Origin of the sequence: Puniceibacterium sediminis (genome assembly GCF_900188035.1) — a bacterium.
In the GTDB taxonomy this organism is placed as follows: Bacteria; Pseudomonadota; Alphaproteobacteria; order Rhodobacterales; family Rhodobacteraceae; genus Puniceibacterium; species Puniceibacterium sediminis.
The window spans coordinates 55725-80204 of record NZ_FZNN01000002.1 but is presented as its reverse complement, the minus strand read 5'-3'; the positions used below and the strand labels follow the sequence as shown (position 1 = coordinate 80204).

At 60.9% G+C, this 24480-nt stretch carries 24 protein-coding genes and 1 tRNA gene; 12 read left to right on the top strand and 13 right to left on the bottom strand.

The annotated features are described in order from the left end of the window. The first annotated feature begins 250 nt into the window (after positions 1 to 250). Both CHB75_RS03035 and CHB75_RS03030 read left to right on the top strand, forming a co-directional pair. Positions 251 to 697: a helix-turn-helix domain-containing protein gene (locus CHB75_RS03035; protein WP_089269059.1), complete on the top strand. Its 447-nt coding sequence runs from the start codon at positions 251 to 253 to the stop codon at positions 695 to 697. Beyond that, positions 690 to 1145: a hypothetical protein gene (locus CHB75_RS03030; protein WP_089269058.1), complete on the top strand. Its 456-nt coding sequence runs from the start codon at positions 690 to 692 to the stop codon at positions 1143 to 1145. The genes CHB75_RS03035 and CHB75_RS03030 overlap by 8 nt, the downstream gene beginning before the upstream one ends. 284 nt (positions 1146 to 1429) lie before the next feature. On the opposite strand, the gene CHB75_RS03025 is transcribed toward CHB75_RS03030, so the two are convergent. Then, positions 1430 to 1906 carry a BrnA antitoxin family protein gene (locus tag CHB75_RS03025; protein WP_089269057.1) on the bottom strand — a complete coding sequence of 159 codons (477 nt, stop codon included), beginning with the start codon at positions 1904 to 1906 and terminating at the stop codon, positions 1430 to 1432. A 199-nt stretch (positions 1907 to 2105) separates the two neighbouring features. On the opposite strand from CHB75_RS03025, the gene CHB75_RS03020 reads away from it, so the two are divergent. From CHB75_RS03020 to CHB75_RS03005, 4 genes are all read left to right on the top strand, one after another. Then, complete coding sequence (locus CHB75_RS03020; protein WP_089269056.1) at positions 2106 to 2345, top strand: DUF4170 domain-containing protein; 240 nt, start codon at positions 2106 to 2108, stop codon at positions 2343 to 2345. Positions 2346 to 2348: 3 nt separating this feature from the next. Continuing rightward, positions 2349 to 3560 (top strand): 3-deoxy-D-manno-octulosonic acid transferase, encoded by a 1212-nt coding sequence (locus tag CHB75_RS03015; protein WP_089269055.1) that lies wholly within the window; start codon positions 2349 to 2351, stop codon positions 3558 to 3560. Next, a complete protein-coding gene (gene lpxK / locus CHB75_RS03010; protein WP_089269054.1) occupies positions 3560 to 4546 on the top strand; it encodes a tetraacyldisaccharide 4'-kinase in 987 nt (328 codons plus the stop codon). The genes CHB75_RS03015 and lpxK overlap by 1 nt, the downstream gene beginning before the upstream one ends. Before the next feature lie 162 nt (positions 4547 to 4708). Then, entirely contained in the window at positions 4709 to 5500 is a 792-nt protein-coding gene (locus CHB75_RS03005) for a phosphodiesterase (protein WP_089269053.1), read from the top strand. 78 nt (positions 5501 to 5578) lie between these two features. On the opposite strand, the gene CHB75_RS03000 is transcribed toward CHB75_RS03005, so the two are convergent. Continuing rightward, a complete protein-coding gene (locus CHB75_RS03000) occupies positions 5579 to 6439 on the bottom strand; it encodes an N-formylglutamate amidohydrolase (protein ID WP_089269052.1) in 861 nt (286 codons plus the stop codon). A 146-nt stretch (positions 6440 to 6585) separates the two neighbouring features. Between CHB75_RS03000 and CHB75_RS02995 the strand changes: the two genes are divergently transcribed. Together CHB75_RS02995 and ykgO are read left to right on the top strand one after the other, a co-directional pair. Next, positions 6586 to 6660: transfer RNA gene (locus tag CHB75_RS02995), tRNA-Val, on the top strand. A gap of 83 nt (positions 6661 to 6743) precedes the next feature. Beyond that, positions 6744 to 6869 carry a type B 50S ribosomal protein L36 gene (ykgO, locus tag CHB75_RS02990; RefSeq protein WP_089269051.1) on the top strand — a complete coding sequence of 42 codons (126 nt, stop codon included), beginning with the start codon at positions 6744 to 6746 and terminating at the stop codon, positions 6867 to 6869. Between the two features lie 268 nt (positions 6870 to 7137). Here ykgO and CHB75_RS02985 read toward each other — a convergent pair whose 3' ends face one another. The 8 genes from CHB75_RS02985 to CHB75_RS02950 all read right to left on the bottom strand — a co-directional run bounded on the left by CHB75_RS02985 (position 7138) and on the right by CHB75_RS02950 (position 14471). Next, positions 7138 to 8358: a phenylacetate--CoA ligase family protein gene (locus tag CHB75_RS02985; RefSeq protein WP_089269050.1), complete on the bottom strand. Its 1221-nt coding sequence runs from the start codon at positions 8356 to 8358 to the stop codon at positions 7138 to 7140. A gap of 27 nt (positions 8359 to 8385) precedes the next feature. After that, the gene (locus tag CHB75_RS02980; RefSeq protein ID WP_089269049.1) at positions 8386 to 8772 is read right to left on the bottom strand and encodes a cupin domain-containing protein; all 387 of its coding nucleotides are present in this window, start codon (positions 8770 to 8772) and stop codon (positions 8386 to 8388) included. Between the two features lie 28 nt (positions 8773 to 8800). Further along, entirely contained in the window at positions 8801 to 9625 is an 825-nt protein-coding gene (locus CHB75_RS02975) for an ABC transporter ATP-binding protein (protein WP_089269048.1), read from the bottom strand. 67 nt (positions 9626 to 9692) lie between these two features. Continuing rightward, complete coding sequence (locus tag CHB75_RS02970; RefSeq protein WP_089269047.1) at positions 9693 to 10979, bottom strand: ABC transporter substrate-binding protein; 1287 nt, start codon at positions 10977 to 10979, stop codon at positions 9693 to 9695. Between the two features lie 61 nt (positions 10980 to 11040). After that, on the bottom strand, positions 11041 to 12117 hold the full coding sequence (locus CHB75_RS02965; RefSeq protein WP_089269046.1) for a branched-chain amino acid ABC transporter permease: 1077 nt from the start codon (positions 12115 to 12117) through the stop codon (positions 11041 to 11043). 109 nt (positions 12118 to 12226) lie between these two features. Next, a complete protein-coding gene (locus CHB75_RS02960; protein ID WP_089269045.1) occupies positions 12227 to 12601 on the bottom strand; it encodes a VOC family protein in 375 nt (124 codons plus the stop codon). Between the two features lie 36 nt (positions 12602 to 12637). After that, positions 12638 to 13591, bottom strand: coding sequence for a branched-chain amino acid ABC transporter permease (locus CHB75_RS02955; protein WP_089269044.1), 954 nt, complete (start codon positions 13589 to 13591; stop codon positions 12638 to 12640). Positions 13592 to 13670: 79 nt separating this feature from the next. Then, positions 13671 to 14471 carry an ABC transporter ATP-binding protein gene (locus CHB75_RS02950; RefSeq protein ID WP_089269298.1) on the bottom strand — a complete coding sequence of 267 codons (801 nt, stop codon included), beginning with the start codon at positions 14469 to 14471 and terminating at the stop codon, positions 13671 to 13673. A gap of 191 nt (positions 14472 to 14662) precedes the next feature. Between CHB75_RS02950 and CHB75_RS02945 the strand changes: the two genes are divergently transcribed. Continuing rightward, positions 14663 to 15388, top strand: a complete 726-nt coding sequence (locus tag CHB75_RS02945) for a VPLPA-CTERM sorting domain-containing protein (RefSeq protein ID WP_089269043.1) — start codon at positions 14663 to 14665, stop codon at positions 15386 to 15388. Positions 15389 to 15481: 93 nt separating this feature from the next. Here CHB75_RS02945 and CHB75_RS02940 read toward each other — a convergent pair whose 3' ends face one another. After that, positions 15482 to 17446, bottom strand: a complete 1965-nt coding sequence (locus tag CHB75_RS02940; protein ID WP_089269042.1) for an AMP-binding protein — start codon at positions 17444 to 17446, stop codon at positions 15482 to 15484. A 169-nt stretch (positions 17447 to 17615) separates the two neighbouring features. Here CHB75_RS02940 and CHB75_RS21245 point away from each other — a divergent pair, with 169 nt between their 5' ends. Then, complete coding sequence (locus CHB75_RS21245; protein ID WP_141135066.1) at positions 17616 to 17828, top strand: hypothetical protein; 213 nt, start codon at positions 17616 to 17618, stop codon at positions 17826 to 17828. Here the strand turns inward: CHB75_RS21245 and CHB75_RS02935 are convergent. Both CHB75_RS02935 and fdhF read right to left on the bottom strand, forming a co-directional pair. Next, the gene (locus CHB75_RS02935) at positions 17825 to 19021 is read right to left on the bottom strand and encodes a Zn-dependent hydrolase (protein ID WP_089269041.1); all 1197 of its coding nucleotides are present in this window, start codon (positions 19019 to 19021) and stop codon (positions 17825 to 17827) included. The genes CHB75_RS21245 and CHB75_RS02935 overlap by 4 nt on opposite strands. Positions 19022 to 19164: 143 nt before the next feature. Continuing rightward, complete coding sequence (gene fdhF / locus CHB75_RS02930) at positions 19165 to 21951, bottom strand: formate dehydrogenase subunit alpha (RefSeq protein WP_089269040.1); 2787 nt, start codon at positions 21949 to 21951, stop codon at positions 19165 to 19167. 300 nt (positions 21952 to 22251) lie between these two features. On the opposite strand from fdhF, the gene CHB75_RS02925 reads away from it, so the two are divergent. After that, complete coding sequence (locus CHB75_RS02925) at positions 22252 to 23310, top strand: saccharopine dehydrogenase (protein ID WP_089269039.1); 1059 nt, start codon at positions 22252 to 22254, stop codon at positions 23308 to 23310. Beyond that, entirely contained in the window at positions 23307 to 24449 is a 1143-nt protein-coding gene (locus tag CHB75_RS02920; RefSeq protein ID WP_089269038.1) for a saccharopine dehydrogenase family protein, read from the top strand. Before CHB75_RS02925 ends, CHB75_RS02920 begins: the two co-directional genes overlap by 4 nt. Positions 24450 to 24480: the final 31 nt, after the last annotated feature.

The window sequence follows — 24480 nt, the reverse complement described above, 5'->3', positions numbered from 1 at the left end:
TAAAGCCAGCGGGTAGTATGTGTTGGCAGATGCGCTTCAGAGAGCCGATGAACTACCGATTGCTAGGGTTAATCCCTAGCAAGGATGTTTTTGTAGGGTGCTTGCTTCTACCAAGAGCAGACCTTAATTGGCTGTCATCTTGTAAAGACGTCAGAGACAGTTGGGCAAGATGGAACATCCCAAAAGAAACAAAACCAGAGCCTATAGGCTCAAATAGACCTGAAAGAGCATTTTCGAAGTGGAGAACGGCATGAGCGGTAGCTTGCAAAAATTAAAAATTGAATTTGGAGCCGACAAAGATGTTCGCCGCGCCATCGAAGCCCTTCAAGCTTGCTTCGATGAATACAAAAAAGACGGGAATTCCCTTAAAGATCTTGCCGAATTGAGCGGAATAGACCCCTCATCACTCTCCAAAACAATTAACGGGAAAAGGCCAAATGCTAATATAAAAACTCTCGCAAAGATCCTTCGGAGCATGGGTGCTAGACTCAATGTGGAGTGCGAAAAACTCACTTCAGTTTCGGCCGCAACGTCAAACTCTGTTCACATCCCAGAGATAAGCGGTCACTGGGTAGAGTCCGCGAAAATGTTTGCTGACTTCTCTCGTTCACCACAAGACAGAAATGTTAGAAAAGAGGGTTTTACAGTGAAAAGCAAGTCTGTAGAGCAATCGAACTTCGTTAGACAAAATGCATAACGCAAAAATACTGAATGCAATTGCCTGCGATGAAGTACGTCGAGAGGCTTCGGGAAAGCACATTATTATTGGCGCGCGGGGCGGCGTAGTCGTGTACTCAGGCCCCAAAGATGCTGAGCCGCCGACGGATCAGCTGGCCTTCTACATTCAAGTCTCCATTTTCGAAAAAGCCGAATTAGAGTTCATCTTTCGTCGCAAAGGATCCAAGCAAAATCTTATGCACGTCAAGGGAGAAATGGTGGCAAATCAAACCGATCAGTTCAGAGAACTATTTGGGAACGAAAAACCCATCTGCTTGCCCGTAATTCTCGATCCAGAAACAATAGAATTTGCAACGACCGGAGATTATGAGTTGGTGGGGTCGGTTGACGGCAAAAATTTCAAAAAACTCATCGAATTGAATGTAATAGTCGAGCGAGAAGAGCAGCAACAAAAAGATGATTCTTAAGTACTATTTATGACAACATATCGCTCGCGATTGGTATGTGAAATCCCCCGCCCGGAATCAAGCCGAAGGCGCCGGGCAGTGCCTGCCCCTCCCCGGGGCTGGCGCTTTGGTGACGTCAGTGCCTACTTCTGAACGACGAATGACATTGCAGGCATAAATCGCGCAGCACCAGCCTTGTAGCGCCATTCCGTCGCACCGAAGGTGCGCCAATGAGAGTCGGCTCGCCTCTGGCGAGACGGTCAGGCACCGCCCGGCTCAGGTTGCAGGCACATCCAAGGCCCCCCTCACTCCACCTCCCAATTCTTCCGCTTCTCCTCCACCGCCTTCTTCTCGGCCTCGATGAACCGCTGGCGGTCCTCTTCCCACAGCTCGTAATCGCCCCATTCGGGACGCCGGGCGCGGACCTTTTCCAGCACCGCCTCGGGGCGCAGGACAATGTCCGACGTGTCCGGCCCGTTCACAACCTTGGCCAGCCGCATGTGCATGAAGGCGCGCAGCACCCGGTTGATGCGGTGCTGATAGCCCGGCCCGATCCCCTTGAAGAACCGCACAACATCGGCATCCAGATTGATCGTCACCTTGGTGCGTTTGGCGTCGCGCCGGTCGGTGTCCTTGGCGATCTCGTGCCAGTCGCGCGGACAGCTGTGCGCCGCCCAGTGCATGTCCAGCAGCTCGTGCTCGATCATGCTCATCGCGTCGATGCCAAAGCTGAAGTGCAGCCGCTCGGCCTTGGTCATCTTCATCAGGTCGGTCTTGTGCATGGCTCTGCCTCCGGTTCTGGACAGGGCAACCCTGCCTGCCCGTGGTTAACCGCCGGTTGCACCAGCGCGCGGCGCAGCCATACGAAAACCATACGCATTCCATATACTTTCCATACGCCGTCTGGCTCAGCTTGCTTGACCTCGCAGGATGGATCGCTAAGGGTCAGAGGACCGTCGGTCCCAGCGGAAAGGAATGCCCATGCAACGCCTGCATCTCGTGTTCGGGGGGGAGCTTGTCACGCCCTCGAAGAACCAGTTCAAGAACGTCGATGATATTCATATCGTTGGTATTTTCCCGAATTACGACAGCGCCTACACCGCCTGGAAGGCCGAAGCCCAGCGCACCGTGGACAACGCCCACATGCGCTATTTCATCGCCCACCTGCACCGCCTGCGGGACGAAGAAGTGGCGGCCTCGGGAACCGAAAAGCTGGACTGATACTTGCCGCGCAAGCCCTTCAGTCTAAAGGCTTATCTGGCTCTGAACCGGGATCGCACAGGCGCGGTTCCGGCTGATTTTCTACGCGCTGAACGACCCGCCGGCCGCCTGCTCTGGGCCCATGGCGACAGCCTGTCCCGCCTGCGTGCTTTGGTGTCGGTCTGCCAGCGGATCCGCCAGCAACGCCCCGAACTTTCCGTGCTGGTGACCGGCCCTGACACACTGGTCGATCCGGGGATGATCCGCGATGACCTGCCCGGCGAAAACGTTCCTGAAATCAATGCCTTCCTTGATCACTGGGCGCCTGATCACTGCCTCTGGGCCAGCCACGCCCTGCGCCCCGCGCTGCTGCATCTGGCATCGGAACGCGGCTGCGGGCTGACCCTGATCGACGCCGATGACCGCGAATGGACCACCCCTTCCGCCCGCTGGCTTCCCGACCTCGCCCCCGCCACCCTCGGGCAATTCGACAGCATTCTGGCCACCGACGAATCGTCCGAACGCCGCCTGCGCCGGATGGGCGTTTCCCCCGAAAATCTCACCCTCGCCGGGCCCCTGACCGAAGCCGCCGTGCCCCCCGATTGCCCGATCCGCCAGCACGAGGAAATGGCCGCGCTCCTTGTCGGGCGCCCGCTCTGGCTCGCCGCGCGGCTGCACCCGGATGAGGTCGATGTGATCCTGCGCGCCCATGGCCGCGCCTCGCGTCTGGCGCACCGTCTGCTGCTTTTCGTGGTGCCGGACAACCCCGCCGATCAGGCGGTTATCGCAGCGCAGGTCGATGCCGCGGGTTTCCGCGTATGCCATTGGGATGCCGGGGAAATGCCGGACGAAAACACCCAGATCATCCTCGCCTCGGGCCCCGAGGAATTGGGCCTGTGGTACCGTCTGGCCCCGCTTGCCTTTATCGGCGGCTCGCTGGTGCCCGGCCGTCAGGGCCATGACCCGCTTGAGGCGGCAGCGCTCGGCTCGGCCATCCTGTACGGCCCGGCAGTGGGGCGCCACCTTGCATCCTATTCCCGCCTGGCCGAGGCTGGCGCCGCGCGCATCGTCAAGGACGTCGATACGCTGTCCGCCGCCGTGTCCCAGCTGATCGCCCCCGACCGTGCAGCGGCCATGGCACACGCCGGCTGGGATATCATCTCGGCCGGGGCGGCCATGACGGATCAGGTGGTGGACCTCGTGCTCGACCGGCTCGATCGGATGGAGGCCACCTGATGCAGACACCGCAGTTCTGGAACACCGGACCAAAAACGCTCGACTGGCGGGCGCGGCTGCTGTCGCCGCTCGGGCACCTGACCGCCATGGCCACCGCCCGCCGCCTGCGCCAGCCGGGCGTGCGGGTCGACAGGCCGGTGATCTGCGTCGGTAACCTGAACGCCGGTGGCACGGGCAAGACGCCGACCGTCATCGCCCTGCTGCAACTGCTGACCAACCGGGGCCTTGCGCCGCATGTGGTTTCGCGTGGCTACGGCGGGCGGCTGTCCGGGCCTGTGCAGGTCGACCCACAGACCCACAGCGCACAGGATGTTGGGGATGAACCCCTGCTGCTGGCCGCCTTTGCGCCCACATGGATCGCGCGGGACCGCGCCGCCGGTGCGCAGGCGGCTGTGGCGGCGGGGGCCGGTGTGATCGTGATGGACGACGGGTTCCAGAACCCCGCCCTGCACAAGGATCTGTCGCTAATCGTCGTCGATGCGGCCATCGGTTTCGGCAACGGGTTGTGCCTGCCCGCCGGGCCATTGCGCGAACCCATCGGCACGGGTCTGGCACGGGCCGATCTGCTGCTCTCCATCGGCCCCGGCCCCGCACAGGCGCATTTTGCCACCCAATGGGGGAACAGGGTCACCCTGCCGCATCTGACCGGCCACCTCGCCCCACTGCAAACCGGGATGGACTGGCACGGCCTGCGCGCCCTCGCCTTTGCCGGCATCGGCCATCCAGCCAAGTTCTTTGCCACGTTGCATGGGCTGGGCGCCGACCTCGTCCGCGCCGAACCGCTTCAGGATCATCAACCGCTGACCGCCGCCCTCATGACCCGGCTTGAGGCAGAGGCAAAGGCCCTTGGCGCGCAGCTTGTCACCACCGAAAAGGACGCCGTGCGCCTGCCCGAAGCCTTCAGGATGAAGGTTCTGACCCTGCCGGTGCGACTTCAGATCGACGATGCCGGGTCGCTCGGCCGCGCGCTGGACGCGCTGTTCTGAGCGCTGCAACAGATCCACATCCTACGCCTCAAAGCCACCTAGGCGCGGCTCCGGCGCCATGAAGGATCCGGCAAACCTGTGCCCAGTAGTGGCAATCTGAACTTTGCTGCCGTTCGTCGGCTGCGATAACTCTGACGAAACGACAGCTAGAAGGAGGCGAGCATGCTTAAAGCAATTTGGATGTCCGACCCGCATTTTTCACATGAAGGCGACGTATTGGGCCACGATCCGCGTGTTCGGCTAGACAGTGCATTGGATCACATCAACAGCAACCATTCTGACGCCAGTTTTTGCGTAATTTCTGGGGACATGGTCAACCACGGGACACAGGTAAATTACGAAGCACTATCGCAGTTGCTTGAAAAACTTGATGTTCCCCTGCTTCCAATGGCAGGGAACCATGACGATCGTAAGTTGTTCAGGAAAATCCTATCGCTGCCCGACTCTTGTATGGATGAGTTCATTCAATTCTCTGTTTCCACGTCGAGCGGGTTGATTGTCTGTTTAGATACACAGAAAAGCGGATCAGATGCAGGCGAGCTATGCGGCAAGCGTCTTGATTGGCTGCAGAACCTACTGGAAAATACCGCAGAAGTACCAGTCTATATTTTCATGCATCATCCGCCGATGGCTGTCGGTTTGCCAATGCAAGACACAGACGGTTTGATTGATGGCGATGTCTTTCTTGACTTGGTTTCAAACTATGAGTGTGTGAAATACTTGTTCATTGGGCATGTTCACCGTCCTATTTCAGGAACAGTGCGCGGAGTGCCGTTTTCGACGATGCGCTCGATCTTGTATCAAGCCCCAGCTCCGCGACCAGAATGGAATTGGGACACTTTCAAGCCAAGTGAAGAGGCGCCAAATATTGGCATCATCACAATTTCGGATTCGGATGTGAACCTTCAATATGAGCAATTCTGCCTGTTTGAGGAGGGCACACGACCCAAGTAGGTTTGGGCTCGAACCCAATCCTTGATCACGGGCCGCCCCGCTTGGGCGCAACCCATCGGTCAGGGTCCGGCCCCCGCCCTACTCCGCCGCCAGCCGCTGGTCCCGCTGCCCTATCGAAGCGACCTCGGAAATCACGCCGCGCAGCAAATCGCGAAAGGCGTTGAAATTTTCATTCGGGCGGATCAGCTCTTCGTCCATATAGATTGCCCGGTCGATCTCGATCTGGACGGCGTGCTGGTTGCGGGACGGGCGGCCATAGGCCTGGGTGATATAGGCCCCGGCAAAGGGCGCATTGCGCGCCACCACCAGACCGGCCCCGACAAAAGCAGCCTCGATCAGGTCGACAATCCCCGAATCCGCCGAAGCCCCGAACCTGTCGCCGATCACGATATCCGGGCGCGGTGCCCCCCCGCGCACGATCCCGTCCAGGGCCTCGTGCGGCATGGAATGGCAATCCACCAGAATCGTCTCTCCGAACCGCTGGTGCGCCTGATCCAGCAACTCCTGAACCTGCCGGTGATAAGGACGCCAGTATTCCTCGATTCGCCGCTCGGCTTCGACCAGTGGCAGCTTGCCGCGATAGATCGCCCGGCCATTGGCAACCACCCGTGGCACCACGCCAAGGCCGCTCGCCACGCGCGGATTGTGGCCACTGCGGCGCACACCTTCGATCAGCGCGGGGTCCAGCTCATCACAGCTGCGGTTCAGATCCACAAAGGCGCGCGGCGCCCCGGCCGTCAGGAAAGTCGCCCCGAACTGCGGCGCGCAGTCGAACAGTTGATCCACATAGGCATCCTCGGACGACCGAATCGCACGTTCATCCAGCAGCGTGTGACGCAGGAAAGACCACGGGTAATCCCGCCCGCTGTGCGGCGACGCAAACACCACACAAGAGGTATCAACCTCCGGGCGGTAGAGATGAAAGGCAACCTTTGGCATCACACATCCTTTGTCCGTAACATAAACCGATTTTTTCCGATGCCAAAAGCCCTTGATCCTGCCTGCGACTCCTTTTATAGGACCCGAACCGGCGCGGATTTCCGCGCCCCATTTTCGACAATGGGGCGTATGTCCAAACCGGTCATGGGCGGTTAGCTCAGCGGTAGAGCACTTCGTTGACATCGAAGGGGTCACAAGTTCGATCCTTGTACCGCCCACCATGAGATCACCTGCTCTGGCCCGTCGGGTCAGAGTGCCCGCAACCTGAAAGGCGCTCGCGCGCCGCGAAAGAGGAGAGACCGCTATGAAGGTCAAGAACTCGCTCCGCTCTCTCAAGAGCCGCCACCGCGACTGCCGCGTTGTGCGCCGCAAAGGCCGTGTCTATGTCATCAACAAGACACACCCCCGGTTCAAGGCCCGTCAGGGCTGAACCATTCGGGACTACCGGATTTTGATCAAGCCACCCCTCGCCGGGTGGCTTTTTCTTTTGGGGCCACCAAAAAATCCGCTCCGCCCCTTCCCGATCCCGCTTGGACCCCAACGCAAAAACGGCCCCCCGTGGGGCCGCTTCGCAGGTCGTATGATGCGCTTGGGACACAGGCCGCCGGTTTACGCCGCCCCCCCACACCTTGGGCGGGCTACAGGTGCAGCGCCCTGAGCCCTTCTTTGATGCCGCGCCTTACAGCCGTCAGGGACCGCTATTCGTACGTCCGCGTATCCTCGATCACCAGACCATCGCGCGGCAACCCGCCCGGGGCCACCAGCTCAACCTTGCCTTTCAGCTTCAGCACCGCCGCCACGCTCGCCTCATACGCCGCCGCATCGGTGCCCGTGGTTTCGATCCGCACCACCATCACGTCCGTCTCGCCCTCGCGCGACGCAACAACCCGCGCGCGGTCAATCTCGGGGTGCTTTGCCACCAACGCCGCTACCTGCTCGGGGCGCACGAACATGCCCTTGATCTTGGTGGTCTGATCCGCCCGGCCCATCCAGCCCTTGATCCGCAGATTGGTCCGCCCGCAGGGGCTGCTGCCCGGCATCACCGCGCTCAGGTCACCGGTCGCGAAACGCACCAGCGGATAGTCGGGGTTCAGCGTGGTCACGACAACCTCGCCCACTTCGCCCACCGCCACGGGATTGCCGGTGCCCGGGGTCACGATCTCGACCACCACATGCTCGTCCACGATCATGCCTTCCATGGCATCCGATTCGTAGGCGATGTTGCCCAGATCAGCGGTCGCATAGCATTGCAGACAGGCAATCCCGCGCCCGGCGTAATACTCCCGCAGGGACGGGAACAGCGCGCCGCCACTGACCGCCGCCTTGGTGATGCCCAGCGTCACCCCCATCTCGTCAGCCTTCTCAAGGATGACCTTCAGGTAATCCGGGGTCCCGGCATAGGCCGTAACCCCCACATCCCGCGCCGCAGTCACCTGTAGTTCAGTCTGCCCGGTGCCGGCGGGCAGCACAGCCGCCCCCACCGCCCGCGCCCCGGATTCAAAGATCATGCCCGCAGGCGTCAGATGATAGCCGAAACAGTTCTGCACCACGTCGCCCGGCCCGATGCCACAGGCGTTCAGAAACCGCCCCAGCCGCCACCAGTCAAACCCGCCGCCGCCGGGCTCATAGATCGGCCCCGGCGACTGGAACACATGGGCGAACCCCGAAACTGGCCGCGTCGTGAACCCGCCAAACGGCGATTGCGCCGCCTGCGCCGCCCCCAGCGCCGATTTGCGCAGCACCGGCAAACCCGCCAGATCCGCCAACGACGTCACCTGCGCCGCATCGACCGCATCCAGACTGCCGCCATAGCCTGCCAGCCCCTGCGCGCGCTCGATCTGCTGCGGCAATGCCTCGGCCAGCCATGCCGCGCGGCTCTCGTCGCTGCGCGTTTCCAGCGCATCAAAATAACTGCTCATCTCATCCCCCTTGTCGGCAATCCGCCGCTATTCGGCCAGCATCTGGAACGGCTTGGTCTTGTCCACGATATGCGTGGTGTAGATCACCAGCGGCGTATCCCCGGCGACGGTCAGACCGCCATGCACCACCCCTTCGGCAAAATTCAGCGGCGTGTCGGTGGCAAAGCGCACCTCGCGGCCATCCGGCAGAATCATCTGCCCGCCAATGGCCACAACCGAATTTTCATCACCGGGATGGGCGTGCTTTGGGATGTAGGCACCGGGTTGCAGCACCAGCTTGGCCACAACCACCTCCATCACCTCTGATCCTGTCATTGGCGTGCGGCTCAGCTCTGTCCGCTCGATCAATTCCTGCGCGCCCGCAGGCAGCGCCAGCGTGACCATAAAAGCCGCCGAAATTCCAAAATGCCTCATCTCAAATCCACTCCAGAGCTACAAATACTCACGCCAACCACCGCTTGCGCCGCCGGTAACTGCGCACATCGCGGAACGACTTGCGTCCCTCATCCGACATGCCCAGATAAAATTCCTTCACATCCGGGTTCTCGCGCAGATCCGCCGCCAGCCCCTCCATCACCACGCGCCCCGATTCCAGAATGTACCCCGTATGCGCAAACCGCAGCGCCACATTGGTGTTCTGTTCGGCCAGCAGGAACGACAGCCCCTCGTTCTCGTTCACCGATTTCACGATCTCAAAGATCTGCTCGACCAGCTGCGGGGCAAGGCCCATGGACGGCTCGTCCAGCAGGATCATCTCGGGGCGCGACATCAGCGCCCGGCCAATGGCACACATCTGCTGCTCACCGCCGCTCGTGTACCCCGCCTGCGACTTGCGCCGTTCGCGCAGCCGCGGGAAATAGTCATAGACCATCTGCAAATCCGCCTCGACCGCGCCCTTGCCATCGCGCCGGGTATAGGCGCCGGTCATCAGGTTTTCCTCGACGGTCAGATGCTGGAAACAGTGCCGCCCCTCCATCACCTGAATGACGCCCTTGCGGACAAGCTCGGCCGGATCGCGGCCCTGCACGGTCTCGCCCTTGTACTTGATCGACCCTTTGGTGACCTCGCCGCGTTCGGACTTCAGCAGGTTGGATATCGCCTTCAGCGTCGTCGTCTTGCCCGCGCCATTGCCGCCCAGCAGGGCCGTGATCCCGCCCTTGGGCACCGACAGAGACACCCCCTTCAGCACAAGGATCACGTGATTATAGATCACCTCGATATTGTTGACCTCTAACAGAGGCTCGCGGGCAGGGGCGCTATCCAGCATCTTCTTCTCTTTCCAAATACGCAAAATCCCGGCGGCGACGATTCGCGCCGCCGCCGGGGTCTTTGGATCAGTTGCAGGTTTCGGACACGGCCCAGGGCGCATTCGCCGTGGCGTATTCCGCTGCCGTCGCTGCCTCAAGCGGTTGGATCACCTCGGCCTCGGCCTGCAGCAGATCGCTCACCTTGACGAACTTTTCGCCGTCCCACTCCAGCATCCAGCCGCCCGAATGGCCGGTGTGGTTGGCGCAGGTGGTCTGGAACGGTGGCACCATGCCGGTCATGCCCAGATCGGCCAGAACCGCGTCGGTCACGTTCAGGTTTTCCAGCCCCCAGCGCAGATCGGATGCCGAAATCTCGGCCTTGCCGGTATGGGCCTGCGCCGCCTTGATCCCCTCGGCAAGGATCATCGAGATGACAAGCCCGCGCGAATAGAACACGCCCTGCATCTCTTCCTCGTTGGACAGGGAATCGCCCGCATCCACCACGTACTTCTTGATGTCCGCCATCACCGGCGCATCCAGAACCGGATAGCTGAAGCTGATCGACTTGTAGCCCTTGCCATCCGCGCCAACGATTTTCAGGTCCGCATCATGGCCCGACCACCAGACACCGATCATCTTGTCCATCGGGAACCGGGTCTTGACCGCCTCGGTGATCGCACCAGCGTTCATCGCACCCCAGCCCCACATGATCACGTAATCCGGCCGCTCGCGGCGAATCTGCAACCACTGCGCCGACTGGTTCTGCATTTCCTTCAGGCCCACGGGAATCGGCAGCAGCTCAAACCCGATATCCGCCGCCTTCTTCTCAAGCAGCGGCAGCGGCTCCTTGCCGAACGGGTGATCAAGGTGCAGGAACGCGACCTTCTTGCCCTTCAGGTTCTCGTCCCCGATATAGCGCAGCATCATGCTCGCCGCGTCCCAGTAGCTTGCCGGCGTGTTGAACGCCCACTGAAACACCTTGCCATCCGCCATCGGCGAAAAGCCATAACCGGGCGCAAGGATCGGGATCTCGTCCACGTTGGTCTTGGGCAGAACCTGCAACGTGATGCCGGTCGACCAGGGCTGCGTCACGATCGCCTGCCCCTTGGTCTTTTCATAGCATTCCACGCCCTTTTCGGTGGAATAACCGGTTTCGCACTCCTCGAAATTGATCTTCACACCGCCGATGCCGCCGTCCCGCGCGTTCAGCATGTTCATGTAATCGCGCTGACCGTTCATCAGCGGAATGCCCGTCGCCGCAAACGGCCCCGTGCGATACGACAGGTTGGGCGCGAAAAGCTCCTGCGCCACGACCCCGGTGCCCATCACGGCCCCCAGCGCGGCCACCGCCGCCAGTCTCGTCAAATGTCTCATCAAAGTTCCTCCCATTGATGTTTTCGTTTTGGTCTTGTTGGGCCATCCCTAGTGCGGGCCCCTAGTGCGGGAACGGCCAGATGATCAGCTTCTCCCGGATCAGCCGCCACAATTGGGCTAGGCCGTGTGGTTCGATGATCAGAAAGAACACGATGAGGCCTCCCACCATCATCACGTTGATATGTTCGACCGTGGACGACGCGATCGGAATTCCCAGCGCCGCCGGAAGCGTCCCCAGCACCACCGGCAATCCGACGATCAGGATCGCCCCCAGATAGTTGCCCAGGATCGACCCCAGCCCGCCGATGATCGCAATGAACAGAATCCGGAATGACAGCGGAATGTCGAACAGATTCGGTTCGGCCGCACCGCGCCACATGAACACGAACAATGCCCCCGCCACGCCCACCACATAAGATGACACCATGAATGCGGTCAGCTTGCTCTTCATCAGGTTGATGCCGATCAGTTCGGCGGCGATGTCCACATCCCGCGTCGCCTTCCAGGTCCGCCCCAGATTGCCACGGGTCAGGTTGATGCACAGCATCGTCATCACCGAAACGATGGCCAGCACTACGTAATATTGCACCATGCTATCCGCCTGCGGCCCCGCCACATAGACCCCGAACATCTCAAGGTTCGGCACCTGAATCGCACCAGACGCGTTGTAGTTATAAAGCCAGGCCCATTTCTCGAACAGCCAGACCAGAAAGAACTGCGCCGCCAGCGTGGCAATGGCCAGGTAAAATCCCTTGATCCGCAGCGACGGAATCCCGAAGGCCACGCCGACCCCGGCACTGAACACCCCCGACAGCATGATCGCCACCACCGGGTTCATCCAGGGCATGATCGTCACCATCTTGTAGCAGGCATAGGCCCCCACCCCCATGAACGCGGCGGTGCCAAGGCTCAGCTGCCCGGCATAGCCCGTCAGGATGTTCAGCCCCATCGCCGCCAGCGCATAGATCAGGATCGGAATCAGCAGCGTCTGAAAGGTGAATTCCGACGCCGTCAGCGGAAAGATCACCCAGGCAAAGGCCAGAATGACCCCCAGCAGAATCGCATCCTGCCGCACCGGAAACAGCGCCTGATCCGCCTCGTAACTCGTCTTGAACTGTCCGGCTGTTCTATACAGCATCTGGTTTTCCCCTCACCGGCCCTTGCAGGCCCCCCTTGATCTTCTTCTTTTTCCAATTACGCAGCCCGCTACGGGCCTCCGCCCCCGCGTCCCCTGCCGCCCTACCGGCTCAGGGCCATTCCGGCGCATCGCCGGGGAAATCCTCTCCCTGCGGCCCGACCAGACAAAACCGGTGCCCCGACGGCGCCTCCATCACCGTCCAGGTCTTCATCTTGCCGATCTCGCGGGCACCCGCCGCCTTAAGCCGCTCCGCCTCGGCCTCCCGGTCGTCGGTTTCGATATCCAGATGCACTCGCGGCGCGTGATCCACCGCCTGCAACAGGATCTTCGGGTATCCGGCATGCCCGTCAAACTCGGCATATTTGCCGTCGGCATCCACGCGGCCCTCCTTGCCCAAGGCCGCCGACCAAAAAGCGCAGGCCTCGGTCAGATCGTCGGTCTGACAATCGATCACAAGGCAACCGATCCGGGATTTATGGCTCATCTTTCCATACTCCCGAACGGGCGGTTTCCACCGATCCTAGACGCGCTCAATGATCTTCTCCCCGAACAATCCCTGCGGACGGAACAGCAGCACGATCAGCGCAAGAACAAAGGCAAACCAAGTCTCGGTATTACCGCCCAGCAGTGGCTGGCCCCAGTAAATCTCGAACAGCTTTTCCAGCATGCCGATCATCAGACCGCCGATGATTGCGCCGGTGATGCTCTCAAGCCCACCCAGCATCAGCACCGGCAGCGCCTTGTAGGCGATCACCTCCAAAGCGAACGAAACTCCGGCCCGCGCGCCCCAGGCCACGCCGGTGACCAGCGCGATGATTCCCGCAATGAACCAGACCAGCACCCAGATCGTCTGAAGCGAGATCCCGACAGACAAAGCCGCCTGATGATCATCCCCCAGCGCCCGAATCGCCCGGCCCATCCGCGTCTTGTTCAGGAACAACAGCAGGCCAACCACCAGCAACGCCGCCACGATCACCGCCGTGATGTCCTTCTGCTCCAGAATCAGCAGGCCGCCCCAGGGCTCCAGCACCACCGATCCGGTCGGGATGCCCAACTGCTCGGTGATCATCACCTTGTTCTCACCGCCAAAGATGATCTCGCCCAGACCGATCAGGAACAGCGTGATCCCGATGGTCGCCATGAACAGGATGATATCCGGCTGCCCGACCAGCGGCCGCAGCACGACCCGTTCAATCGTCACCGCCAGCCCGAACATCACCGCCAATGTCAGCACCACCGCCACCCAGGCCGGCACACCCATGGCATGCAGCCCGACCAGCGTCAGCGCGGCAAAGACCACCATGATTCCCTGCGCAAAGTTGAATATCCGGCTTGAGCGGTAAATCAGCACGAATCCCAGCGCGATCAGCGCATATAGAATCCCCGAAACCAGCCCCTCCCACAGAACCTGCAACAGGAAATCCGGCGCGGCGAACATATCCACAAACGGTTTGATGAAAATGTCGTTCAGCATGGCCCTGCCCCTACATCAGCCATACGCCAGCCATACGCTTTCCATACGGTTTCCATACGCCCCCCAGCCCCTCTTCTGCTCAATGCGCCACACCCAGATAGGCGTCGATCACATCCTGATTCCCCCGCACCTCGTCCGGTGTCCCGTCGCCGATCTTCTTGCCGTAATCCATCACGACAACCCGGTCGCTGATGTCCATCACCACGCCCATGTCATGTTCGATCAATGCAATAGTGGTGCCAAATTCGTCATTCACATCAAGGATAAAGCGGCTCATGTCCTCTTTTTCCTCAACGTTCATCCCCGCCATCGGCTCATCCAGCAACAGCAGAGACGGCTCTGCTGCCAGCGCCCGCGCCAGCTCCACCCGTTTCTTCAGCCCATAAGGCAGCCGCCCCACGGGCGTCTTGCGGATGTTCTGGATTTCCAGAAAATCGATAACTTTTTCAACAATTTCCCGGTTGGCGATCTCTTCTGCCCGCGCCTTGCCCCACCACACAGCCTGGCTCAGAATTCCCGCATGCATATGCGTCAGCCGCCCGGTCATGACGTTGTCTAGCACCGTCATACCCTCGAACAGCGCGATATTCTGGAACGTTCGCGCCACCCCCATCCGGGCCACCTCATAGGGCTTCATCGACGGTCGCGGCGCGCCCTTATAGAATATCTCGCCCTCGGAAGGCGTATAGAACCCACTGATAATGTTGAGCATACTGGACTTGCCCGCGCCGTTGGGCCCGATAATGGCCCTCACTTCGCCCTGGCGGATATCAAAGGAAATATCGTTGATCGCCACCACCCCGCCAAACCGCAGCGTAATGTTTTTCATTTCCATCAGAACGATGTCAGACTCACTTTGATCGGCAGAGGCCGACATCATGTTATCAAGCAAACAAATCTCCTTGAATTGAATTCATTAACCTTACTTCGCACCGCGCTCAGGAAGCACGCCAAGATTTTGCCTCATTTGCCTTGCGTTGACCACATTGGGTGGTCTATACAACAATGAGATAATTCTGTTTCTCAGTGTACATGTCTAGATGTGCCTGAAAAGGATAAAAGGGTCGGCTAATGCGTATGTTAAATATTATGACCGCTGTATCAGCGGCAGTTCTTTCGGTTTCACTGGCCTCCACTGCTTCGGCGTCTACTGTGGTCACCATCGACACATTTGATGTGACTTCGACAGCCGTTGATGACGGCGGCGGCTTTCTTCCGAATGCGGTTCAGGTTTCAGGCGCCTCCATTCTCGGCGGGTTTCGCGATACGCAAGCAGCGAACAACACCGGTGAATTTCTCGGGACAGTAGCCAAAACCAACGGTTCAAGCAGCGGTTTCCTCAACGTTTCCAACGGCGCTGGCACCAGCGGTTCAGGTACGTTTACATGGGATGGGGATGACTCGCCAACCTCCGTCAATACATTTGGTCTGGGCGGCGTGGACCTGTCTCTGGGCGTAAACGACAGTTTCGCATTTGATGTGATCTCGATCGACGCACCGTTCCTGTTCTCGCTTCAACTCTGGGATGCAGATTCGTCCAGCACCGCGCTCAAGACATTCCAAGTGTCTGACGCTGGGACGACGCAGTACATCCTGTTCTCCGAGTTCTCGGGCATCGATTTCACGAACGTCGGCGCGATCCAGCTGATCTTGGCAGGTGGCAACAACAGCGACATCGAGATTAACGAATTTTCGGCGACCATCGTGCCGCCCGCGACTGTGCCGCTGCCCGCGTCCATCCCCCTGCTGATGGTAGGACTTGGCGCACTGGGACTTATGCGTCGCAAGAATTCCTAAACGATATCAAAGACTTAACGTGATGTGAGGCGCTCAGACCAGTCGGTCGAGCGCCTCATTGCTTTTTGGCGCTTGGCACCTGCGTCCCAATCGTCATTCCGCTGCCATCTGTGCGGGCTTGACCGGAACGACACGCGCGTCGCGAATTTCCAACGTCGCTGTAATCTTCCCCTTGCGACCATCCTCATAGGTCACTTCCGTTTCGGTATAGACGCTCGCCGCCCCACCATAGAGCGCCTCGATCAGATCGTTGAACTTTTCACTGATGATCTTGCGGCGCACCTTGCGGGTACGCGTCAACTCCCCGTCATCCGCATCCAGTTCCTTGTGCAGCACCAGAAAGCGATGCACCTGGCAGCCTGACAGCATGCTATCCTGCGCCACGCTCTTGTTGACCTCTTCCACATGGCCCTGGATCATCTCAAGCACCAGCGGATGGCCCGCCAGCTCCTGATAGGATGCATAGGCGATGTTGTTCCGCTCGGCCCAATTACTAACCGCGGTGAGGTCTATATTGATGAAAGCACAGCATTTTTCCCGCCCGGCACCCATCACCACAGCTTCAAGGATGTTGGGATAGAACTTCAGCTTGTTCTCGACATACTTGGGTGCGAACAGCGCACCGCTTGCCATTGTCCCCACATCCTTGGCACGGTCTATGATCCGCAGATGCCCGGTGCCTTCTTCGATAAACCCCGCATCCCCGGTCGCGACCCAGCCCTCCGGATCCTTGGTATCCCGCGTTGAATCGGCGTTCTTGTAGTACTCGACAAAGACGCCGGGTGATCGATAGAACACCTCGCCATTCTCCGCGATGCGGATCTCTACCCCCGGCGATGGCACCCCCACCGTGTCCGAACGCACCTCTCCATCCGGTTGCTGGGTGATGAACACCGACGCTTCGGTCTGGCCGTAAAGCTGTTTCAGGTTGATTCCCAATGCCCGGTAGAAATCGAAGATCTCAGGCCCGATCGCTTCGCCCGCCGTGTAACCGACCCGCACGCGGCTCAGACCAAGGGTGTTCTTCAACGGCCCGTAGACCAGAAGCTCGCCCAGCCAGTACCGAAACCGGTCCACCATAGACACCGGTTTGCCGTCCAGAATCTGCGGCCCCACCCGACGTGCGACCCCCATGAAGTAGTGAAACAGCCGCTGCTTCAGCGCGCTCGCATCCTCCATCCGGATCATGATCTGCGTCAGCTGTGTTTCGAACACCCGGGGCGGCGCAAAGTAATAGGACGGTGCGATTTCACGCAGATCCGTCATCATCGTCGCGGGGCTTTCGGGGCAGTTCACGCAGAACCCGGCCCAATAAGCCTGCCCGATGGAAAAGATGAAATCCCCCACCCAGGCCATCGGGAGATAGGCCAGAACCTCTTCGCCCACCTTGAGATGGTCGAACTCGGCTGATGCCTTCGCCGTCTCGATGATGTTGCGGTTGGACAGCACCACGCCCTTGGGTTTGCCGGTCGTTCCGCTGGTGTAAAGCATGACACAGGTGTCATCGTACCCCAGCTTGGCCCGCCGTCGCGCCAGTTCAGCCCCCAGATCACCACGCCGCGCCCGACCCGTTTCCTGCACGTCGCTGTAGGCGCGAATATGTGTATGATCGTATTTCCGCAGGCCCCTCGGGTCGAGATAGATCATCTCCTCGAACTGCGGACAGGCATCCTGCACGTCGATCACCTTGTCCACCTGCTCCTGATCGGCGGCAATCACGAAACGTGCGCCGCAATGGACCAGCACATACTCCATCTCTTCCGCGGCCGCGTCCTGATAAAGCGGCACCGGCACCGCGCCAACCATCTGCACCGCGACCATGGACCAGTAAAGATAAGGCCGGTTGCGGCCAATCACGGCGACAAAATCGCCCGGCGCCACACCAAGGTCGAGCAGTCCCAGCGCCAAGGCCTCGATCTGATCCTCGGTCTCGGCCCAGGTCCAGCTTTGCCAGATGCCGTATTCTTTTTCGCGATACGCAGGGGCCGCGCCATGCATCTCGGCATTGCGCCGCAAAAGCGCCGGAATTGAGCGCAGACCCTCTGCACCCTCGGACATATACGCCAAATCTATCCTCCCACACCGGTATTTCCGGCGTCTCCGACCGTTTGCACAGCCGTTCTTGCGGCCTTGTGGCCCTTGCCCACAATCCTTGCCATCTGCGGTCACAGGTCAAGAACAACTTTGCGAGTCGGCGGCGGCGGATGCATGGTCGACAGGTGAACGGATGCGCCCGCAAACAGGATTACCACAGCGCTGGCCTGTGCTACTCTACGGCATGGATCCGATCACTCTCACCTTTTACGCAACAGTCTGCGCCTGCCTCAGCGCTGTTGCGCCGCGCGTGCCCCGACTGCCGGTACGATTGGCCATCGGGGCTCTGGTCGGCCTTGTCGCCGCCACTCTGCTGCCGTTTCTACGCGCCGCCGCCGGGATCTAAAGCGCCGCCACAGCCCGGGCCAGCACGTTCAGCCCAACGACCAGATCCGCCTCATCCGTGTCTTCGGCAAAGTCATGGCTGATCCCCCCGATCGAAGGCACGAACAGCATCGACACCGGCATCAGCCGCGCCACATTGGTCGCATCATGCAGCGCGCCCGACGGCAAGACCCGCCAGTTGCCCGGCACCTCGGCTTCGGCAGCCGCTTCAAGCGCGCCACGCAGCCGCGCATCCATCGCCACCGGTTCCAGCCCCAGCATCGGACCATACTCAAGGCTCAGGCCCATTTCGTCTGCGACCTCAGCGGCCGTATCGCGGACGATCTTCTCCATCCGGCCCAGCCGGTCGCTGTCACCGTCGCGCCATTGCATCGAGAACACCGCCCGCCCCGGCACGATGGACGAGGCATTGGGATGCAGCGTCACATGCCCGATGGTCCAGACCGTCGTCGGCGTCACCACGTTGCGGAAACGTTCGTTGATCCGGGCGTTAAAGGCGGAAACCCCCTGAAACGCATCGCGCCGCAGCCCCATCGGGGTGGTGCCCGCATGGTTTTGCTGGCCGCTGAATGTAATCTTCATGTCGCGGATGCCCACGATGGCCCCGACAACACCAATCTTTTCACCCGAAGTGATCAGCGTCGGCCCCTGTTCGATATGCATCTCGATGAAACCGGTGAACTGCTTGGGGTCGACAAAATCGCCACCGCGCGCGCCCATCCGTGCCCGCGCTTGCGCAAAGGTCACGCCGTCCCGGTCGGTCAGCGTGTCGGCCTTTTCCAGCGTCATGTTCCCGCCCCAGACGGAACTGCCCGTGGTCACGCCGAACCGCCCCTCTTCATCCTGAAACGACACCACCGACACCGGCGGCCCACCCGCCTCTTTAGACGCCCGCGCCACCTCCAGCGCCGAAATCACACCCAACGCGCCATCCAGCCAGCCACCCTCTGGCTGGCTGTCGGAATGCGACCCCATCAGCACAGATGACCCCTCGGCCAGACCGAAAAGTGATCCCACCGGGTCGAAAACCGGCGTCAGCCCGGCCTCTTCCATCTTTCCCGCCAGCCAATCCCGCGCTGCGATATCCTCATCCGAAAACGCCGGGCGCACGACGCCCTTACCAACCCCGGCGGCGCCAAAGGCGCGCAGCGCATGCAGGTCGTCTAGGAATCTTTGCGGCTTTACGGGAATCATTGCGGCTCTCCTGTTTGGGATTTTCCCAAGGTAGACACCGGCATCGGCAGAGCGTCAAATCGATCGGTGCAGAGCGCCCGCCCGGAGCGCGCAGTACTTTATTCCGGGCAGGGTCTGTTGGTCAGGCGTTGGCGAAAGTGGCGTTACTCCGCCGCCACCGGATCGGCTTCAACCTTCTCGACCTTTACGGCCGAGAATTTGAATTCGGGGATCTTGCCGAAGGGGTCCAGCGCCGGGTTGGTCAGGATGTTGGCCGCCGCCTCGACATAGGCGAAGGGCAGGAACACCATATCCTCGGCCACCTGCCGGTCGGCCCGCGCCATCACGTCCAGCGTCCCGCGCCGTGTGGTCAGGCGCACAAAGCCACCGGGTTCGACCCCCAGCTTGCGCAGGGTCCTCGGGTGCAGCGAACAGTTCGCCTCGGGCTCGACCGCGTCCAGAACGGTCGACCGGCGGGTCATCGACCCGGTGTGCCAATGTTCCAGCTGCCGCCCCGTGGTCAGGATCATCGGGAACCGCTCGTCCGGCACCTCGGCAGGTGGCGTCACCCGTGCAGGCGTGAACTTGGCGCGCCCAGCACGGCGCGGGAAACCGTCGCCGAATACCACCGCCTGGCCGGGATCATCCGGGCCAAGGCAGGGATAGGTCACAGCGCCCTCGGTTTCGAGCCGCTTCCATGTGATATTGTGCAGGCTGCGCATCGACATCTTCATCTCGTCAAAGATCTCGCGCGGGTCGTCATAATCCCAGTCAAGGCCGATGCGCCGCGCCAGATCGACCAGAATGATCCAATCCTCGCGGGCCTCTCCCGGGGTCGGCACCGCCTTGCGCACCATCTGCACCTGACGGTTGGTGTTGGTCACAGTCCCCGTCTTTTCCGGCAGCGCCGAAGCAGGCAGGATCACATCGGCAAACATCGCGGTCTCGGTCAGAAAGATGTCCTGCACGACCAGATGATCCAGCTTGGCCAGCGCGTTGCGCGCATGTTCCACGTCGGGATCGGACATCGCCGGGTTTTCACCCTGCACATACATGCCCTTGATCTCCCCCCGGTACACCCGATCCATGATCTCGACCACGGTCAGGCCGGGCTTGGCGTCAATCTCGGTGCCGCGCCAGATGTGGCGGAACAGGTCGCGCACCTCGGGGTCTGTCACCGACTGGTAATCCGGCATCACATTGGGGATAAGGCCCGCATCGGATGCACCCTGAACGTTGTTCTGTCCGCGCAGCGGGTGCAGACCCGTGCCGGGCCGACCCACATGGCCGCAAAGCAGCGCAAGACTGATCAGACAGCGGGAATTGTCGGTGCCGTGGATGTGCTGGCTGATGCCCATCCCCCAAAAGATCATGCCCGCCCGCGCCCGCGCAAAGTCACGCGCCACCGCGCGGATGGTGTCGGCACTGATGCCACACAACTCGGACATGCGGTCGGGCGTAAAGGCACGGATATGGTCGCGGAATTCAAAGAAACCTTCGGTAAAGCCCTCGATATACTGCCGGTCGTATAGCTTTTCCTCGACGATCACGTTCATGATTGCATTCAGCAGCGCCACATCAGTGCCGGGACGGAACTGCAGCATATGCTTGGCATAGCGCTTGAGCCCTGTCTGCGCCCGCGGATCCATGACAATCAACTCTCCGCCACGCTTGGCGAACTGCTTGAAGAAGGTCGCGGCGACGGGATGGTTTTCGGTCGGGTTTGATCCGATGATGATGGCAACATCGGCATTCTCGATCTCGTTAAAGCTTGCCGTAACGGCGCCCGATCCGACATTCTCCATCAAAGCGGCAACCGAAGAGGCATGGCAGAGCCGCGTGCAGTGATCGACGTTGTTGTGCTTGAAGCCCTGGCGGATCAGTTTCTGGAACAGATAGGCCTCTTCGTTGGTGCATTTCGCGCTGCCGAACCCCGCGATCGTTGCCCCGCCATAGTATGACCGCAGATCGACCAGCCCCTTGGCGGCGAACTCCATCGCCTCTTCCCAGCTGGCTTCGCGGAAATGCGTGAACGGGTTGGTTGGGTCGACATTCAGCCCCTTTTCCGGCGCATCGTCGCGACGGATCAGCGGTTTCGTCAGACGGTGCGGGTGATGGATGTAATCGAAACCAAAGCGACCCTTGACGCAAAGGCGGCCTTCGTTCGCGGGGCCGTTGATGCCCTCGACATATTTGACCTTGTTGTCCTTGATCTTGAGGCTGACCTGACAGCCGACGCCGCAGAACGGACAGACGGATTTCACCTCTTCGTCGAAATCCTTGCTGTCGCCCTTCTGGTCCGCGTCCATGACAGAAGACGGCATCAGCGCACCGGTCGGACAGGCTTGAACGCATTCGCCACAGGCCACGCAGCTCGATTCGCCCATCGGGTCGTCCAGATCGAAAACCGGATAGGCGTCATGCCCCCGCCCGGCCATGCCGATCACGTCGTTCACCTGCACCTCGCGGCAGGCGCGCACGCACAACCCGCACTGGATACAGGCATCAAGGTTGACCTTCATCGCGACATGGCTGTCGTCCAGCAGGGGAATCCGCTCTGCCTCAAGCGTCGGCAGGCGGCTTTTCGTGATGCCATTGGCATCGGCCATATCCCAGAGGTGGCTGGAACGGTCGTGCGCCACATCACGTTCCGGGTGGTCGGCCAGCAGCATCTCAACCACCATCTTGCGGGCGGTTTTCGCCCGGTTCGACTGGCTGACGACGACCATGCCCTCGGCAGGTTCGCGAATGCACGAGGCGGCAAGCGTTCGCTCGCCCTCGATCTCGACCATGCAGGCGCGGCAGTTGCCGTCGGGGCGATAGCCGGGGGCGGGTTTGTGGCACAGATGCGGGATCACCAGCCCACGCCCGTTGGCGACCTCCCAGATCGTCATGCCTTTCTGGGCCTCTACCTCTTCGCCGTCGAGGGTGAATCGGATGATATCGGACATGACGCGCCTTTCCGTGACTTGGTGCAGATTAGACCATGACCGCAGACCATAAGGCGCGTCAATTCCGACTCCTTGCTTAGAAAAGGCGTCCACAAGGTTTCCGATACGCTAAATTCTGCGGAGTCCGGACCCCGAATCTATGCAAGGCACGGCGTGTGGCGGCGGGGTACACAAGGCGATGCCCAGTGCTGCCGCGCATTTCCGGGCAGATGAAACCAGAGTGGCCAGGCCAGGTTTCGGGCACATCTTTCAGCCCGCCGAATTCCGCGGTAGTGTCGCGCGAAACAGGGGATGGGACACATGGTACATCTGTGGGTGCGCGCCGAACAGCGCGAGAATGAAGAGCGTGTCGGGATCACACCCGACGGTGTTCGTGCGTTGATTGCGCAAGGCTTTCAGCTCACCTTTGAAGAAAGCAGGCAGCGCTCCGTGCCGGTCACAGGCTATGCCGAAGCCGGGGCCGAGATCGCGCCCGAGGGTAGCTGGACCACGGCCCCCGACGACGCCATCATCTTTGGCCTCAAGGAACTTCCGGATGACGGCACGCCCCTGCGGCACCGTCACATCATGTTCGGCCATGCCTACAAGGGCCAGCCGGACGGCCAGCGTCTGTTGGCGCGGTTCAATGCCGGGGGCGGCACGCTTTTCGATCTTGAGTACCTGACAGACAAGGATGGCCGCCGGGTCGCGGCCTTTGGATACTGGGCGGGCTATGCCGGTGCCGCGGTGGCCCTGAAATGCTGGATCGCGCAACAGAACGGCGGAATCTGCGGCCCGGTCGGCACCTACAAGTCAGCCGAGCAGCTTCTGGCCGATCTTCAGTCTGGGTTGGCAGATCTGCAAAAGCGCCCCACGGCGCTGGTCATCGGGGCGCTGGGGCGCGTCGGCACCGGGGCATCGGATCTCTGCGCTGCGATGGAGATTCCGGTCACCGGCTGGGATCTGGCAGAAACGGCCCATGGCGGCCCCTTCCCCGAAGTGCTCGAACATGAAATCTTTCTCAACTGCATCCTCGCCCGGCCCGGCGCGCCGGTCTTTGTGCCTGCGGATACCGGGACGGTAAACCGCCGGCTGACGGTGATCGGCGATATCGCCTGCGACCCCACCAGCGATTTTTCCCCGGTCAAGGTCTATGACCGCACCACCACATGGGCCGAACCGGCGCTGCGGGTGCACGACGATCCGCCGCTGGACGTGACGGCGATCGACAACCTGCCCTCGATGCTGCCGGTCGAATCATCCGAGGATTACGCCGCTCAGCTTCTTCCCGTTCTGAAGACCCTGGATGATCTGCAATCCGGCGTCTGGAAACGGGCATATGAACATTTTGAAGAACACAGCAAAAAGGTGACAGCATGACGATTCACTGGTGCGGCACGGGCCTGTCGGCCGTGCCCGGTCTGCGCAGGCTGATCACGGCGGGGCACGAGGTGACGGTATGGAACCGCACGCTCGACAAGGCCAAGGACGCGGTCGGCGATCTGACCCAGCGCATCCACGAATTCGATATCGACGCTTTGGCGGCCGAATTGCAGCCCGGCGATGTGATCGTGTCCATGCTGCCCGCCGACTGGCATGTGCCGCTGGCCGAACTCGCGATTGCCAAGGCCGCGCATTTTGTGAGCTCATCCTACATCGCACCAGAGATGCGCAGCCTGCACGCCAAGGCGCAGCTCAAAGGTGTATCACTGGTGAACGAGGTCGGGCTGGATCCCGGCATCGACCACCTGATGGCGCATCATCTGGTGGCCGAGTACCGCAATTCAGACGCCTATGACGCGGGTAACGTGCTGTCGTTCACATCCTATTGCGGCGGCGTGCCAAAGATCCCCAACCCCTTCCGCTACAAGTTCAGCTGGTCGCCTCTGGGTGTGCTCAAGGCGCTGCGATCCCCCTCCCGGTCGGTCAAGGCGTTCGAGGAGTTGCGCGTGGACCGGCCATGGGATGCTCTGGGGAGCTATCAGGCGCCCCTGACGACTCCCGAGACATTCGAGGTTTATCCCAACCGCGATTCGGTCCCCTTCATGGACGACTACAATTTCGATCCGACCTGGAAGGTTGCGGAATTCGTGCGCGGCACACTGCGTCTGAACGGATGGGCCGATGCCTGGGCGGACGTCTTCCGCGAAGTCGAGTCGCTGAAAGGCCCCGAAGGTGATGCGCGGCTGAAAGAGATGTCCGATCAGTTCTGGGCCGAACACGCCTATGATGAAGGTGAGCCGGACCGCGTGGTGATGTGCGTATCACTCAAGGCCGAATCCGAGGGCAAGACAGTCTGGCACAAGACCTATGTGATGGACGCCTGGGGGGATGAGCGCGGCACGGCGATGGCGCGGCTTGTGTCCATCCCGGTGTCGCTGGCGGTCGAATCGGTCATGGCGGGCGAAATCCCGGCAGGTGTCTCCGCCGCCCCCGGGGACCCGAAACTGGTCGAACGCTGGCTGGGTGAGGTGGGCAAACTGGCGCAGGATCTGGGTGTCGTCGATCATTTGAAATAAGCGCGTCAATGTCGCGGGGCGGGGAGCAAAC

Bases quoted from the DNA above. Each gene is read 5' to 3' on its own strand.
- CHB75_RS02925 (WP_089269039.1), top strand. From the start codon at position 22,252: ATGGTACATCTGTGGGTGCGCGCCGAACAGCGCGAGAATGAAGAGCGT.
- lpxK (WP_089269054.1), top strand. From the start codon at position 3,560: ATGCAGACACCGCAGTTCTGGAACACCGGACCAAAAACGCTCGACTGG.
- CHB75_RS03020 (WP_089269056.1), top strand. From the start codon at position 2,106: ATGCAACGCCTGCATCTCGTGTTCGGGGGGGAGCTTGTCACGCCCTCG.
- CHB75_RS03030 (WP_089269058.1), top strand. From the start codon at position 690: ATGCATAACGCAAAAATACTGAATGCAATTGCCTGCGATGAAGTACGT.
- CHB75_RS02975 (WP_089269048.1), bottom strand. From the start codon at position 9,625: ATGCTGGATAGCGCCCCTGCCCGCGAGCCTCTGTTAGAGGTCAACAAT.
- CHB75_RS02980 (WP_089269049.1), bottom strand. From the start codon at position 8,772: ATGAGGCATTTTGGAATTTCGGCGGCTTTTATGGTCACGCTGGCGCTG.
- CHB75_RS03035 (WP_089269059.1), top strand. From the start codon at position 251: ATGAGCGGTAGCTTGCAAAAATTAAAAATTGAATTTGGAGCCGACAAA.
- CHB75_RS02940 (WP_089269042.1), bottom strand. From the start codon at position 17,446: ATGTCCGAGGGTGCAGAGGGTCTGCGCTCAATTCCGGCGCTTTTGCGG.
- CHB75_RS02970 (WP_089269047.1), bottom strand. From the start codon at position 10,979: ATGAGACATTTGACGAGACTGGCGGCGGTGGCCGCGCTGGGGGCCGTG.
- CHB75_RS21245 (WP_141135066.1), top strand. From the start codon at position 17,616: ATGCGCCCGCAAACAGGATTACCACAGCGCTGGCCTGTGCTACTCTAC.
- fdhF (WP_089269040.1), bottom strand. From the start codon at position 21,951: ATGTCCGATATCATCCGATTCACCCTCGACGGCGAAGAGGTAGAGGCC.
- CHB75_RS02965 (WP_089269046.1), bottom strand. From the start codon at position 12,117: ATGCTGTATAGAACAGCCGGACAGTTCAAGACGAGTTACGAGGCGGAT.
- CHB75_RS02920 (WP_089269038.1), top strand. From the start codon at position 23,307: ATGACGATTCACTGGTGCGGCACGGGCCTGTCGGCCGTGCCCGGTCTG.
- CHB75_RS02950 (WP_089269298.1), bottom strand. From the start codon at position 14,471: ATGATGTCGGCCTCTGCCGATCAAAGTGAGTCTGACATCGTTCTGATG.
- CHB75_RS03000 (WP_089269052.1), bottom strand. From the start codon at position 6,439: ATGCCAAAGGTTGCCTTTCATCTCTACCGCCCGGAGGTTGATACCTCT.
- CHB75_RS02960 (WP_089269045.1), bottom strand. From the start codon at position 12,601: ATGAGCCATAAATCCCGGATCGGTTGCCTTGTGATCGATTGTCAGACC.
- CHB75_RS03025 (WP_089269057.1), bottom strand. From the start codon at position 1,906: ATGCACAAGACCGACCTGATGAAGATGACCAAGGCCGAGCGGCTGCAC.
- CHB75_RS02955 (WP_089269044.1), bottom strand. From the start codon at position 13,591: ATGCTGAACGACATTTTCATCAAACCGTTTGTGGATATGTTCGCCGCG.
- CHB75_RS02935 (WP_089269041.1), bottom strand. From the start codon at position 19,021: ATGATTCCCGTAAAGCCGCAAAGATTCCTAGACGACCTGCATGCGCTG.
- CHB75_RS02945 (WP_089269043.1), top strand. From the start codon at position 14,663: ATGCGTATGTTAAATATTATGACCGCTGTATCAGCGGCAGTTCTTTCG.
- ykgO (WP_089269051.1), top strand. From the start codon at position 6,744: ATGAAGGTCAAGAACTCGCTCCGCTCTCTCAAGAGCCGCCACCGCGAC.
- CHB75_RS02985 (WP_089269050.1), bottom strand. From the start codon at position 8,358: ATGAGCAGTTATTTTGATGCGCTGGAAACGCGCAGCGACGAGAGCCGC.
- CHB75_RS03005 (WP_089269053.1), top strand. From the start codon at position 4,709: ATGCTTAAAGCAATTTGGATGTCCGACCCGCATTTTTCACATGAAGGC.